Origin of the sequence: Moraxella porci DSM 25326 (assembly GCF_002014855.1) — a bacterium.
GTDB lineage: Bacteria > Pseudomonadota > Gammaproteobacteria > Pseudomonadales > Moraxellaceae > Moraxella > Moraxella porci.
Map to the genome: position 1 here is coordinate 58564 of NZ_MUYV01000007.1, position 12950 is coordinate 71513.

Annotated in this window: 14 protein-coding genes; 10 read left to right on the forward strand and 4 right to left on the reverse strand. The window is 47.8% G+C overall.

The window, feature by feature from the left end; genetic code table 11:
- Nucleotides 1-17: 17 nt before the first annotated feature.
- Nucleotides 18-413: a hypothetical protein gene (locus tag B0681_RS06590; RefSeq protein WP_078317958.1), complete on the reverse strand. Its 396-nt coding sequence runs from the start codon at nucleotides 411-413 to the stop codon at nucleotides 18-20.
- 187 nt (nucleotides 414-600) lie between these two features.
- Entirely contained in the window at nucleotides 601-864 is a 264-nt protein-coding gene (locus tag B0681_RS10620; RefSeq protein ID WP_228143878.1) for a nuclear transport factor 2 family protein, read from the reverse strand.
- On the opposite strand from B0681_RS10620, the gene B0681_RS06600 reads away from it, so the two are divergent.
- Nucleotides 778-1053, forward strand: coding sequence for a winged helix-turn-helix transcriptional regulator (locus B0681_RS06600; protein ID WP_078317959.1), 276 nt, complete (start codon nucleotides 778-780; stop codon nucleotides 1051-1053). The two genes, B0681_RS10620 and B0681_RS06600, sit on opposite strands and share 87 nt — an antisense overlap.
- A 156-nt stretch (nucleotides 1054-1209) precedes the next feature.
- On the opposite strand, the gene B0681_RS06605 is transcribed toward B0681_RS06600, so the two are convergent.
- Nucleotides 1210-1947 (reverse strand): dienelactone hydrolase family protein, encoded by a 738-nt coding sequence (locus B0681_RS06605; protein WP_078317960.1) that lies wholly within the window; start codon nucleotides 1945-1947, stop codon nucleotides 1210-1212.
- Nucleotides 1948-2080: 133 nt separating this feature from the next.
- Between B0681_RS06605 and B0681_RS06610 the strand changes: the two genes are divergently transcribed.
- Nucleotides 2081-2548 (forward strand): YcgN family cysteine cluster protein, encoded by a 468-nt coding sequence (locus tag B0681_RS06610; RefSeq protein ID WP_228143877.1) that lies wholly within the window; start codon nucleotides 2081-2083, stop codon nucleotides 2546-2548.
- A 151-nt stretch (nucleotides 2549-2699) separates the two neighbouring features.
- Nucleotides 2700-3575, forward strand: a complete 876-nt coding sequence (locus B0681_RS06615; RefSeq protein WP_078317961.1) for an HlyC/CorC family transporter — start codon at nucleotides 2700-2702, stop codon at nucleotides 3573-3575.
- Between the two features lie 85 nt (nucleotides 3576-3660).
- Here the strand turns inward: B0681_RS06615 and ygfZ are convergent, their stop codons facing one another.
- Nucleotides 3661-4392, reverse strand: coding sequence for a CAF17-like 4Fe-4S cluster assembly/insertion protein YgfZ (gene ygfZ, locus B0681_RS06620; protein WP_078317962.1), 732 nt, complete (start codon nucleotides 4390-4392; stop codon nucleotides 3661-3663).
- A 227-nt stretch (nucleotides 4393-4619) separates the two neighbouring features.
- Here ygfZ and B0681_RS06625 point away from each other — a divergent pair, with 227 nt between their 5' ends.
- The 7 genes from B0681_RS06625 (at nucleotide 4620) to B0681_RS06655 (ending at nucleotide 12887) form a co-directional block, all read left to right on the forward strand.
- Complete coding sequence (locus B0681_RS06625) at nucleotides 4620-4958, forward strand: zinc ribbon domain-containing protein YjdM (RefSeq protein WP_078317963.1); 339 nt, start codon at nucleotides 4620-4622, stop codon at nucleotides 4956-4958.
- 49 nt (nucleotides 4959-5007) lie between these two features.
- Nucleotides 5008-5703 (forward strand): DUF1345 domain-containing protein, encoded by a 696-nt coding sequence (locus B0681_RS06630; protein ID WP_078317964.1) that lies wholly within the window; start codon nucleotides 5008-5010, stop codon nucleotides 5701-5703.
- 65 nt (nucleotides 5704-5768) lie between these two features.
- Nucleotides 5769-7061 (forward strand): glutamate-1-semialdehyde 2,1-aminomutase, encoded by a 1293-nt coding sequence (gene hemL / locus B0681_RS06635; protein ID WP_078317965.1) that lies wholly within the window; start codon nucleotides 5769-5771, stop codon nucleotides 7059-7061.
- 118 nt (nucleotides 7062-7179) lie between these two features.
- Nucleotides 7180-9984 (forward strand): preprotein translocase subunit SecA, encoded by a 2805-nt coding sequence (gene secA / locus B0681_RS06640; protein ID WP_078317966.1) that lies wholly within the window; start codon nucleotides 7180-7182, stop codon nucleotides 9982-9984.
- Between the two features lie 344 nt (nucleotides 9985-10328).
- Nucleotides 10329-10622, forward strand: coding sequence for a hypothetical protein (locus B0681_RS06645; RefSeq protein WP_078317967.1), 294 nt, complete (start codon nucleotides 10329-10331; stop codon nucleotides 10620-10622).
- A gap of 151 nt (nucleotides 10623-10773) precedes the next feature.
- Nucleotides 10774-12354 carry an apolipoprotein N-acyltransferase gene (gene lnt, locus B0681_RS06650; protein ID WP_078317968.1) on the forward strand — a complete coding sequence of 527 codons (1581 nt, stop codon included), beginning with the start codon at nucleotides 10774-10776 and terminating at the stop codon, nucleotides 12352-12354.
- A gap of 125 nt (nucleotides 12355-12479) precedes the next feature.
- On the forward strand, nucleotides 12480-12887 hold the full coding sequence (locus tag B0681_RS06655; protein WP_078317969.1) for a hypothetical protein: 408 nt from the start codon (nucleotides 12480-12482) through the stop codon (nucleotides 12885-12887).
- Nucleotides 12888-12950: the final 63 nt, after the last annotated feature.

The following is a 12950-nucleotide window of genomic DNA, read 5'->3' on the forward strand; positions in this document are numbered from 1 at the left end:
GCTGCCATGGGCATCGCCTAGAAAGATTGATAGGCAAAGGTTTCTATTTCTCGTTTAAATTCATCAATCGACATGGGCTGATGGCTTTTGATTAAACGCACATGGTCAATTCGGCGGAGTAATCGCATGGTGCAATCGTCAAATTGCAACACCACCGAATAAAAATCAAAAAAATCATAATCGCTACTTTTGACTTCGCCATACACTTGCAATGCCGACACTAAGCGAAAATACCCATGAATTGCCCCCTGATAGTCGCTAAAAGCCACTTCTTCAATGTCGTATTGTTGGTGGTGATGGCTGATGGTTTTGGCAAAGCAAAAGGTGCCAAGCGTGAGTAAGCGTCGTTTTTGATGAGTGTAACAATAGCCAATCCAAAGACAGCTCAAAATCAGCAATAGCAAAAACAGCATTCGTATACTTCCAAAAGGTGAGCTTATGACTGTATTATAATGATTTAGCTTACTTTTCTAAAGTACTTACATAAATGTAAGTTAAGAAATTTCATGATAAGTATTTGATTTTAAATTAAAAGATAAGCCAAAAATGCCGTCTGAATTTTCAAACGGCATTTTTGATGTCATGATTAATCAAACAAATTTAGAATTTACCATTTTGATTTTGCCAAGTGCTTGGCTCTGCGATAGTTTCAATGACATCCCAATGTTCGGCAATTTTGCCATTTTCCACACGGAACAAGTCATAAAACGCAGTTGGTTTGCCTGCAAATGTACCTTCGCTCACTGCCAATGCAAAATCGCCATGTGCTAATACTTGATGGGTTTTGGTGTATTGCAAGGTACAAAACGCTTTGGCGAACTTCGCCGACAAATTGACGGCATTAATGAGCGTATGCTTACGCAAACTTTGCAGCAGCTGGAACAAGATGGTCTGATTGACCGTAAAGATTTTCAAACCATTTCACCGCATGTGGAATACAGCTTAACACCACTTGGCAAACAAGCAGGGGAGCATTTAAAAAATTTGGTGGATTGGTTACAGGATAATTTGGGCGAGATTTTGGCACAAAAACAAAAGCGACAGGGTGAATAAACAGATGGCAAGCGTCTTTGGGGTGTTTGCTAATCAACATCAGCAAACACCCCAAGACAAAATTAGTATGACAAATTAAGCATGATCACAGTGCTAAATGGCTGCGCTAAATCACTACGCCAAATGACGATATCAAATCATCATGCTAAAAGTAGCTTACAAATTCCCCTTCATAAACTGCACCATCTTATCCCAGCTTGCCTTGGCAGCATCGGCATGATAGCCTAAGTCCACGCCATTTTCACGAGCGCGATCATCGGCGTGCGGATTGCTAAAGCCGTGCTTAGCACCTTCATAGACATCGATTTCATGGCTGACTTTGGCAGCGGTCAGCTCATCACGCAGACCATCGATGGCGGCCATCGACACCATGCTGTCAGCAGCACCATGAGCGACGAGTACTTTGGCGGTGAATTTACCTTCGGCAGCAGGGGTGATTGGGGTGGGATTGCCATGGAAAGTGGCGACTGCTTTGAGCGGCGTGCCTAGGCGTGCCATGTCCAGAGCGATTTTACCACCAAAACAAAAGCCGGCAATGCCAATGCGTGTGCCATCAACCTGTGGCAATGATGCCACCGCATCAAAAATCACTCGGCAGCGATTCATCAGCTCATCAGAATTTTCAAGCATTTGCGTCATCCATTCGTTGGCTTGATGCGCATCGGTGGTCATTTTGCCATCGCCATAGATGTCCATCACTACCGCCACGAAGCCTTCATTTGCCAAGCGTTCGGCGACTGTCTTTGGATGTTCGACCACACCCCACCACTCAGGTGCGACGAGTACGGCAGGTGATGTGCCATCAGTCGGCGTATCTATTGGCATGGCGACATAACTGTGCAGGGCAGTGCCATCTGGTGCGGTGGTAGTGAGCGTCGTAGTGCTGATTGTCATGATGCTTATCCTTAATATAGACCAAAAATTCACGGATGTGATAGGGATAACTTAACAAGGGATTTTGGGCAAGTCAAGCGGTTTTTTGGATGGATTTAGGGTACAATAGACACTTTGATGATAACCAATGATTATGATGACAGACAATCAACTTCGCCCACGATTTTGGGAGACTTATTCGCTTAATGAGCTGACCGACGATGAGTGGGAAGCGCTGTGCGATGGCTGTGGCGTGTGCTGTTTGGTGAAGTTTTTGGATGATGACGATGTCCGCTACACTGAGTACACCGATGTGGCGTGCCAGCTACTTGACTGCACGACAGGGTATTGCTCAGATTATGCCAATCGCCAAAAGACAGTGCCTGACTGCATTCGCTTGACGGCAGATGAGTTGCCACAGATGCTATGGCTACCCCGTCACTGCGCCTACAAGCGACTGTATCTAGGGCAGCAGTTGCCACCTTGGCATAAACTTCTGCATGATGGCATTAGCCATAAAGCAGGCTTTGCCAAAGTATCGTCGGCAGGTCGCTGTGTCAGCGAAGTGGGCATGAGTGATGAAGCCATCGAAGAGCGGATTATCCGCTGGGTAAAGCTTTAAGTAGTGGTTTGGAAAGGGTTTGGTGCGGGCTTGGTGGTACACTTGTAAGCAAAATTATCCAAAATCCGCAAAATGCCACTTGAATAATCTGCCCCAATACGCTAAATTAAAAGCGAAAATTTCAATCACACGAGGTTAAATTATACCGCAGATGTCTGATGACAATTCGAGTAGTTGGTCAATGCGAGGGCTGAAGCGTTGGTTATCCACCGCACCTGAGACCCGAGATGATTTATTAAAACTGGTGCAGGATTCACGCCAGTTTTTGGAGCCGGATACGGTCGATATGCTAGAAGGCGTACTGGATTTGCCTGCCACCCAAGTGCGTGAAATCATGACGCCACGCCCGCAGGTACACGCTGTGGCGAGCGACGATGATTTATCCGACATCCTATCGGTGGTGCTTGAGACTGAGCATTCTCGCTATCCTGTCTTTGACAGCCACGATGATAATGCGGTGTTGGGGATTTTGTTGGTCAAGGACTTAATCCCATTTTTAAAAAACAAAGCCGAGGGCATTGATACACCACTGCGTATCTCAGACATCGTGCGTAAGCCGTTGTACATCAGCGAGACAGCGCGTTCAGATACCCTGCTGCGTTCGCTACAAAAAGCCCAAGTGCATATGGCGGTCGTCGTCGATGAGTTCGGCTCGGTGTCGGGCGTGGTGACGATGGAAGATCTGCTTGAGGAGATTGTCGGTGATATCGTCGATGAGCATGATGACATCGATGAAGATAGCGATATTAATAACATCGTCCCACATCCTGACAAAGCAGGCGTGTGGCTCGTGCAGGCATCGACGCTGATTAGCGACTGTAATGAAGTCTTGGGCAGTCATTTTGATGATGCCGATGTCGATACCATGGGTGGTCTTGTGATGCAGGCGCTTGGCTTTGTAAGTCATCTTGAGGGCGAGACGGTGCTGATTGATGATTGGCAAATCACCATTGTCGATGTCGAAGGGCGATTTATCCATCTGCTTGAGCTGACTTTGGTGGCGCAGGCAGAGGTGGCTGATCAGTAAGCCGATGGGCTTGATTTTGCCCTAAAAAATACGCATTGACAATGAACCAATGCGTATTTTTTGGCTTAGCCATTTGCTTAGCCATTTAAGGCTGGCTGGATACTCGACCGACATCAGCTTGCAGCGCATCGGGAAGTGCCAGCTCAACCACGCCGTGAGCTGCCGCCGCCCTGATGGTATCGGGACGCGCGATGACCAAGGCCTGTGCGCCCTCATCTGTGCTGCTCACATTCACGATTGCCAAGCCCAGCGCCTCGGCTTGGCTATCAAAAAAAGCTGCATCAGCATGAGCCACACGATGCAGATAGGCTTTCGGACTTGCCTTGAAATACAGCCGAGCGATGATTTCTTGACCCAAATAACAACCCTTATCATAGGCCACGCCGCCGCGCTGATGCAGGCGCAGTTCTTGGGGCTGGAATTTTTCGCTGTTATCTTTAGTCACCCAATAGTTGCCTTGGGCAATGCTGGCCAGTTGCCATGCGGCATCAGCTTGGCTGTCATTTGTGTCAAAGCTTGGCATGCCATCAATCATTGCAGGATAGATCGGCTGTGGCGCTGATAGTGTGATCTTGGAAAATGCGCCAAATTTTTTGACATGCTTGGCAAAATCCTCTGCCATGTCTTGGCTGATCACAATCTGTATGCCATCAGCAAGACGACGCAGCCATAGCCCAAACTGCACACGACCTTTAAGATTACAAATTGCGCTCGGCAAAAATACATCGTCAAGTTTTGCCATATCGGCAGTCACTTGTCCTTGCAAAAACTTCTCGGCATCAGCGCCTGTCATGATAAAACTGCTAAATTCTGTCATTGTATTATCCAAGTTATCTATCTAAAATCGCATCCAAAATCATGCATTATGAATTTTATGATCAAGTCATTTGACTGATATGGGGTAATTTTAAAAAATTATAAGGCAAAATATGGCAAAAGTGTTAAAATTTTGTATGAATTGCCAATCAACACAAGAAATTAGCATAAAAATCGGTTACAATAAGCAGTTAAGTTTTCATTTGCAATTTGCCCGTAGAGGATAAAATGACCCTGCCAGCCTGCCCAAACTGCCACGAAGAATTCACCTATGCCGACGGTGATTTGTTGATTTGCCCCATGTGTAGCCACGAATGGAAAGAGGGCGAGTCAAGCGATGATCTGCCAGTCATCAAAGATGCAGTCGGCAATGTGCTTGCCGATGGCGACGCGGTCACGGTGATCAAAGATCTGAAAGTCAAAGGCTCATCGACCCCCATCAAAGTTGGCACCAAAGTCAAATCGATCCGCCTGATTTATGATGCGCCAGATGATCATGACATCGACTGCAAAATCGATGGCTTTGGCGCGATGAAATTGAAATCATCGGTGGTCAAAAAAGCGTAGTACTTGGCAAGATGGCATTGGCAGCCGCTGTCATGAGTTGGAAGAATTAATGAAAAAATTCATTATTATTTTGACGAAATTTATTAGAAATAATTGGCAGCTTTTGTTTGCTTTGGCAGCGGCTGGCGTGACTTATTCCATTTTATTGGGCGAGCTTAGATATTTTCGCAGTTATGTGCCAAGCTTGCATCGTCCGACGGCGTATTTGATCGTTTGGGATGTGTTTTTGCTCAGCTACTTGACGGTCACAGCGTGGATGTTTGCCAGTGTTAAGCGCGAAGATATCGAAAAGCGCGCGCATCGAGAGTACGAGAAAAAAGAAAAAATGCTGGTGTTGGTGTTGATCACCAGCGTGGTCAGTATCGTCACCATCGTCCGTGAGATGAGTATCGGCGCAGAATTGGTGGGTTGGCAGACGGCATTTCATGTGGTGCTGACTTTCATCACTTTGGTGGCGTCATGGCTGTTTATTCATGTGTTATTTGCGCTGTATTATGCGCACGCTTATTATGATATGAATAATAACAGCATTTATCCGCTGGATTTTCCTTATGAGGATAATCCTGATTATTGGGACTTTGTGTATTTTTCTTTAGGCATTGGCGCAACAGGGCAGACTGCGGATATTTCATTTACCAGTCGTAAGCTTAGACGGGTTGGGACATTTCACAGCGTGTTATCTTTCTTTTTTAATACGGCCGTGCTTGCGCTGATGATTGAAATGTCCGCCAGTCTGATTTCTTAATCATCGCCGCCAAACCATTCAGACAGCAGCAGATCTGACTGATCTCAAACCAAGGAACTTATTTTATGACTCACCAAAGCCAAGCTGACCAAATTTTATTTGAAAAAGCCAAACGCCACATTGCAGGCGGTGTCAATTCGCCAGTGCGTGCTTTTGCTGGCGTGGGTGGTACGCCTGTGTTTGTTGCGCGTGCCAAAGGGGCGTACATCTACGACACCGAAGATCATGCCTATATCGACTATGTCGGCTCATGGGGCCCGATGATTTTGGGTCATGCACATGATGATGTCATCACAGCGGTCAAACAAGCTGCCGAAGACGGCTTGTCATTTGGTGCGCCAACGCCATCAGAGACGACGATGGCGGATTTGATCGCAAGCATCGTACCGAGCATTGAGCTTGTGCGCATGGTGTCATCAGGCACTGAAGCGACGATGTCGGCGATTCGTTTGGCGCGTGGCTATACAGGGCGTGATAAAATTGTTAAGTTTGAAGGCTGTTATCATGGGCATTCAGACAGCTTGCTTGTCAAGGCAGGCTCTGGGATGCTGGATATCGGTGAGCCGACGTCAAAAGGCGTGCCTGCAGACTTTGCCAAGCATACTTTGACCCTGCCGTATAATGACATCGATGCACTAAAAGCGTGCTTTGAGAAATTTGGGCAACAGCTTGCTTGCGTGATTCTTGAGCCGATCGCGGGCAATATGAATATGATCATCCCAAGCCAAGAGTTTCACCAAACTCTGCGTACGCTATGTACCGAGCATGGCGTGGTGTTGATTTTTGATGAAGTGATGACTGGTTTTCGTGTGGCATTGGGCGGCGCACAGTCGCACTTTGGCATCACGCCTGATTTGACGACATTTGGCAAAATCATCGGTGCAGGTCTACCAGTGGGCGCATTTGGCGGTAAGCGAGAAATCATGGAATGTATCGCACCATTGGGCGGTGTGTATCAAGCAGGCACCTTGTCAGGCAACCCGCTGGCGATGCGTGCAGGCAAAGCGATGTTTGATAAACTGACCCAAGACGGCTTTTATGAAGAGCTGACTGCCAAGACTGAATATCTGGTGAAGGGCCTAAAAGATGCCGCCGCTAAGCATGGCGTGGCATTTGAAGCTTGCTCGGTGGGTGGTATGTTTGGCGTGTTCTTTAGCGACAGCTTGCCGCAGAATTTCAATGATGTCGCCACCAAATGCGATGCTAAAAAATTCGCCAAATTCTTCCATGCAATGCTTGATGAAGGTGTATATCTTGCCCCATCAGCGTTTGAAGCGGCATTTATGTCATCAGCACACACTTATGAAGATTTGGATAAGACCATTGCTGCTGCGGATAAGGTCTTTGCCAGTTTGTAAAATTTTGATTAAATTCACTGATTTTAAAGGCTTGTGGCTTGATTTTAAGCCATCAAAAGCCATATAACTCAAATCAAAAAATGATTGTTATGGGTTCGCCCATTTTTCGGAAAAAACTATGTTAGCAAAAATCGTCGGTGCGGTCATTGGCACCAAAAATGAACGCGAACTCAAGCGTATGCGTAAAGCAGTCGCCAAGATCAACGCATTAGAGCCAAGTATTCAAGCACTGTCAGATGACCAACTTCGCCAAAAAACCGAAGAATTTAAAGAGCGTCATCAAGCAGGTGAGAGCTTGGATAAGCTGTTGCCTGAAGCCTTTGCGGTGTGTCGTGAAGCGTCACTGCGTGTCAATGGGATGCGTCACTATGATGTGCAGCTGATCGGTGGTATGACTCTGCACGAAGGCAAAATCGCCGAGATGAAAACCGGTGAAGGTAAGACCTTGATGGCAACTTTGGCGATTTATCTCAATGCCATCAGCGGTAAAGGCGTACACGTCGTGACCGTAAACGATTATTTGGCGGGGCGTGATGCTGAATTGAACCGTCCGCTGTTTACGTTTTTGGGCTTGACGGTGGGCGTGGTCTATAGTCAGCAGATGCCACAAGAGAAGTTCGCTGCGTATCGTGCTGACATCACTTATGGCACCAATAACGAATACGGATTTGACTATCTGCGTGATAATATGGTGTTTAGCTTAGCTGAAAAGAAACAGCGTCCGCTCAACTACTGTATCATTGACGAGATTGACTCAATTTTGATCGATGAAGCGCGTACGCCGCTGATTATCTCAGGTCAAGCCGAAGATTCGGCACATCTGTATGCCTTGATTGACAAGATCGCAGAGCGTTTGGTGCGTTCAAAAGATGAAGAAGCCAATAAAAATAACGAAGAAGGCGACTTTTGGATCGATGAGAAAAACCGCACCATCGAAATCAGCGAAAAAGGCTATGAGAAAATAGAGAAATTCTTAATCGAAGTGGGTGAATTGGGCGAGAATGAGAGCCTGTATAGCCCAGCTCGTCTGCCACTGCTGGCTCATGCACAGGCGGCGATTCGTGCGCATCATTTATTTGTCAAAAATATCCATTACATCGTCCAAGATGGTGAGGTCATCATCGTCGATGAGAACACTGGCCGTACCATGCCAGGTCGTCGATGGAGTGATGGCTTGCATCAAGCGGTAGAGGCCAAAGAAGGCGTGGAAATCCAAGCCGAAAACCAAACGATGGCCACCACCACTTTCCAAAACTATTTCCGTCTGTATGATAAGCTGTCTGGCATGACAGGTACGGCAGATACCGAGGCAGCAGAACTTAAATCAACTTATGACCTTGATGTTGTCATCATCCCGACGCACCGTCCGATCGCGCGTATCGACATGGATGATCAGATTTTCTTGACCAAGCTTGGTAAATATCAAGGCATCATCCGTGAGATCGAACAAATCACCGCCAAAGGCGCGCCTGTACTGGTGGGTACCGCCACTATTGAGGCATCCGAAGAGCTGTCATATCTACTAAACCAAGCAGGCATTAAGCACGAAGTCCTAAACGCCAAACAGCATGAGCGAGAGGCGGACATCATCGCACAGGCAGGCCGCCCAAAGGCGGTCACCATCGCGACCAACATGGCAGGTCGTGGTACAGACATCATCTTGGGCGGTAACTGGCAAGCTGAACTAGAAGGCGTCGAGGGTGTCACTGATGAGATGCGCCAAGCTGCCCAAGCGGCATGGCAACAGCGTCATGATGCAGTACTGGCGGCAGGTGGTCTGCATATCATTGGTTCAGAGCGTCACGAATCACGTCGTATCGACAACCAGCTGCGTGGTCGTGCCGGTCGTCAAGGTGACCCAGGCCAATCTCGCTTTTTCTTGTCGCTTGAAGATGACTTGATGCGTATTTTTGCTGGTGATCGCATTACCAATATGTTCCGTGCGATGGGTCTAAAAGAAGACGAAGCGATCGAACATAAGATGGTCTCTCGCTCGATTGAGGGCGCGCAAGGTAAGGTCGAGGCTCGTGACTTCGATGCGCGTAAGAGCCTATTAAAATACGATGACATCGCCAACGAACAGCGTAAAGTCATCTATGGTCAGCGTGATGAGCTGCTGGCGGAGATGGATCTACAAGAGGGCATCAAAGCCATGCACCATGAGGTGTATAATGCGCTGATTAGTCAGTTTGTGCCACCAGGGTCGGTCGATGATCAGTGGAATATTGATGGCTTAGAGGATGAAATCGAAGAAGCGTTCCGTTTTTATATGCCGATCAATGACTGGCTGGATGCCGATCGTCGCCTTGACGAAGAAGGCTTGCGCGAAAAAATCATCAACACTGCCATCGAACGCTATGAGGCTCGCCGTGAGCAGATGGGTGCTGAGACCGCGGCATCGCTTGAGCGTCATTTTATGCTCCAAAGCCTAGATCGCCACTGGAAAGAGCATCTGACTCAGATGGATCAGCTGCGCAAAGGCATCCATCTGCGCAGCTATGCCCAAAAAAATCCAGAACAAGAATACAAGCGTGAGTCGTTTGAGCTGTTCCAAGCGATGATGGGCGCGATCAAATCTGATCTGGTACAGGATTTGGCTCGTGTGCATGTGCCGACGCCTGAAGAGCTGGCCGCTTTAGAAGAAGAACGCCGCCTACAAGCCGAGCGCATGCAGATGATGTTTGAGCATAATGAAATGAATCTGGATGGCAGTCAAACGCCAGATCCAAGTCTTCAGACACCACCATCTCGCCCGATGCAGCGTATGACGCTGACCTTGGGTGCAGGCGGACCTGTGATGAGTGAGCCAACTGAGATGGTGCCTGACGATGAGTTGGTCGTTCCAGCCAATATCAATCGTAACGCGCCTTGCCCGTGTGGTTCGGGGCTTAAGTATAAGCAGTGCCACGGCAAAATCGCTTAAGCCAAAAAAGCTGGGTATAATCTTTGGTGCAAAGCTGGGCTGATGAGTTTTTTCTGCCCTTTTGCACGGATACGATTTTTTGGTGAATTGGGCAAGAAATCCTCACTAAATTGCGCCCAATTATTATTTGCTTGCAGCAAAATTGTGTTATACTAAGCTTATTGAAAATCAATTTCATTTACCAAGATTCAGTGAATCTCTGCCATCGCAAGTTTAAGGCGTGAGAGGCATCACATGATGGCAGCTGCATTGATGGCAAATGAAACGATGGATGGCTTGGCTTACCAGATCTGCTTGATTGAGATTTGGTTGGCAAAAGACAAATAAGATCAGCGGAGTCACAAATGAAAAAATCTGTTTGGCATGTATTGCTGTTATCTGGCGTGGTGGCATTGACTGCCTGCGCCCAAAAAACCGAAGAAGCAACTGCAGATCCAGTCGAAGAGCAGGATGTACCGATGTCAGCCAAGCCTGCTGAGCCGACTGTGGTGGTGCAAAACGACGCTGGCGAAATCGAAGAGGTGGTGCCAGAGGCGTTTGCTCAGACTGAAGAAGAGGTGGAGATCGCTGAAGTGGTGGAGATTGATGAAAGCTCTGAAACTGCCACCCAAGATGCCGAAGTTCAAGAGGGCAGATAGGTTCATTGGCCGTTTAACATTGATAACCACCCATCATATTCACCTCGTGTTTGATGAGTTGGCCGACCGCTTGCGTTTGTGAGCGGTTTTTTTCGCCAAATACCAAAAATTTTGCTATAATAATTAATTTTTTAATTGATTAATTAATACGATGACCAAAGCAGCCACCTCTTTTCGCGCCAAAGCGACCACTCACCGCACTTTGCCTCTGGGCATCGCCTGTTTGTTGGCATTATTTGCTGGTGCTATCTTTAGTTTGGCATTGGCGCCTTATTATCTATTTCCCATCGCTATCATCTCACCGATGGTTTTGTATGTCCTGCTGCTTGGCGCCAAAAATCCGCGACAGGCATTTTGGCTGGGTGAGAGTTATGGCTTTGGTGTTTGGGTGGTCGGGGCGTTTTGGCTGTATCATTCGATTCATAATTATGGCGGCGTGCCTGCATGGGCGGCAGTGATACTCATTGGTGTGATGGCGCTGATTATGGGGCTATTTCATGCCGTGATGGCTTGGGTTTTTGTGCGCTTTACTGCGCGTCAGCCGCTGGCTTTTGCTGGCCTGTGGGTGGTGCAAGAGTGGGCGAAGACTTGGCTCTTAACTGGTTTTCCGTGGTTATTTGTCGGTTATGCATTCACTGATGTCAGCTGGCTGAATGGCATGGCGCCAGTGACAGGTGTGTTTGGCTTGTCATTTTTGGCAGTGTTATTGGCGGCGGCTTTGGTTGAGCTGCTGCGCCGAAAAGCAGGGTATTTTGCCATCGCCATGAGCTTGTGGATGGTGACGCTGGTGGTTTCTTTGATTGGTTTTGCTTGGACCAAGCCAACTGGACAGACAACGAGCGTATCTTTGATCCAAGGTAATATCCCTCAGGATCTAAAATGGCAAGAGGGCGCCGGCATTCAAACTTTGGGCATTTATGCAGGCCTGTCTCAGTCAGAATGGGGGCGTGATATCGTCATCTGGCCTGAGGCTGCCATTCCGATGTTCCAAGATGAGGCGCAGGCGCAAATTGACGCGATCGCCAAACAGGCGGCGCAGGCTGGCAGTGCTTGGATGACGGGGGTTTTGTACCGTGATAGCCAAGATGACGCCACCCAATTGTATAACAGCGTGCTGCTGACCGATCAGGCCACGAGCGGCATCTATCATAAGCAGCAGCTGGTGCCATTTGGCGAGTATATTCCGATGGGCGGCTTGCTTGATGTGCTGCCTGGACTGGAAGGTATGCAAGGCTTGGCCAGCCTTAGCCGCGGTGATGCACATCAGGCACCGCTTTTGGCCAAAGATCAGCGCGTGGGTGTGGCGATTTGTTATGAAGTGGCGTATCCTGATACCACACGCCGTAATGCCATCGATACGGACTTTTTATTGACCGTGTCAAATGATGCTTGGTTTGGCACATCAGCAGGTCCGTTGCAGCACCTACAGATGGTGCAGATGCGTAGTCTTGAGACAGGGCGGTATTTTGTGCGAGCGACCAATAATGGCGTGACAGCCATCATAAATCACAAAGGTCAAATAATCACAAGTCTGCCACAGTTTGAACGAGCTATCCTGCGTGGTGAGGTGCCGAGTATGACAGGCAAGACGCCATTTATGATCTTTGGGCATTATCCAGTGTTGTTTATCAGCATCTTGTTGATTTTATTAAGCATCTTGGCAAATCGTATGAATAATACCAGTGCCAAAAAAGAAAAATACTACACCGCCAAAGGTGTCGCTGACCGCTGAATGTGATGAATAATTCCATAAATAGTAAAAGGAATTGTACAAAAAGCGATAATTTGGTATATAATAGAGAAAATTTATTTCTATTGATCAAAATCCATTTCCAACCCATTTTAGGCAGGTGACTTATGGCACATGATGCTTCACAAAATAATCCATTAAAAGAATCGGTAACGGCACTGGTAGGTATCGTGCTGCTGCTTGTGATGATTGCAGGTATTGCCATCTCGGCATGGTTGCGTCCAGCTGGTGAGCATCAACCTGCCGAAGCGCCAGCAGCAGAAGTTGCAGCGCCTGAACAAGCCGCGCCAGAGGCCGCAACTGTTGAAGCACCGGAAGATACAGCACAGCCTGCGGATGCTACTGCACCTGCAACAGATGCAACAGCTGCCACCGAACAGTCTGCAGATGCTGCGACAGCTGAGCCAGCAGCTGCGACCGCCACCGCTGAAGCGACTGCACAAGCCGCGCCTGAAGCGACAGAGGCTCAGCCAGCTGAAGCGACTGCAGAAGCAGAAGCAACCCAAAGCAAATAATCAAGGCGGATATCGCTACATAAAGCCCTTGTTTCCACAAGGGTTTTTTGTTGGATTAATCAG

Excerpts from the sequence above, each read along its gene's own strand:
- B0681_RS06590 (WP_078317958.1), bottom strand. The coding sequence starts at position 413 with ATGCTGTTTTTGCTATTGCTGATTTTGAGCTGTCTTTGGATTGGCTAT.
- B0681_RS06600 (WP_078317959.1), top strand. The coding sequence starts at position 778 with ATGGGTTTTGGTGTATTGCAAGGTACAAAACGCTTTGGCGAACTTCGC.
- B0681_RS06605 (WP_078317960.1), bottom strand. The coding sequence starts at position 1,947 with ATGACAATCAGCACTACGACGCTCACTACCACCGCACCAGATGGCACT.
- B0681_RS06610 (WP_228143877.1), top strand. The coding sequence starts at position 2,081 with ATGATGACAGACAATCAACTTCGCCCACGATTTTGGGAGACTTATTCG.
- B0681_RS06615 (WP_078317961.1), top strand. The coding sequence starts at position 2,700 with ATGTCTGATGACAATTCGAGTAGTTGGTCAATGCGAGGGCTGAAGCGT.
- ygfZ (WP_078317962.1), bottom strand. The coding sequence starts at position 4,392 with ATGACAGAATTTAGCAGTTTTATCATGACAGGCGCTGATGCCGAGAAG.
- B0681_RS06625 (WP_078317963.1), top strand. The coding sequence starts at position 4,620 with ATGACCCTGCCAGCCTGCCCAAACTGCCACGAAGAATTCACCTATGCC.
- B0681_RS06630 (WP_078317964.1), top strand. The coding sequence starts at position 5,008 with ATGAAAAAATTCATTATTATTTTGACGAAATTTATTAGAAATAATTGG.
- hemL (WP_078317965.1), top strand. The coding sequence starts at position 5,769 with ATGACTCACCAAAGCCAAGCTGACCAAATTTTATTTGAAAAAGCCAAA.
- secA (WP_078317966.1), top strand. The coding sequence starts at position 7,180 with ATGTTAGCAAAAATCGTCGGTGCGGTCATTGGCACCAAAAATGAACGC.
- B0681_RS06645 (WP_078317967.1), top strand. The coding sequence starts at position 10,329 with ATGAAAAAATCTGTTTGGCATGTATTGCTGTTATCTGGCGTGGTGGCA.
- lnt (WP_078317968.1), top strand. The coding sequence starts at position 10,774 with ATGACCAAAGCAGCCACCTCTTTTCGCGCCAAAGCGACCACTCACCGC.
- B0681_RS06655 (WP_078317969.1), top strand. The coding sequence starts at position 12,480 with ATGGCACATGATGCTTCACAAAATAATCCATTAAAAGAATCGGTAACG.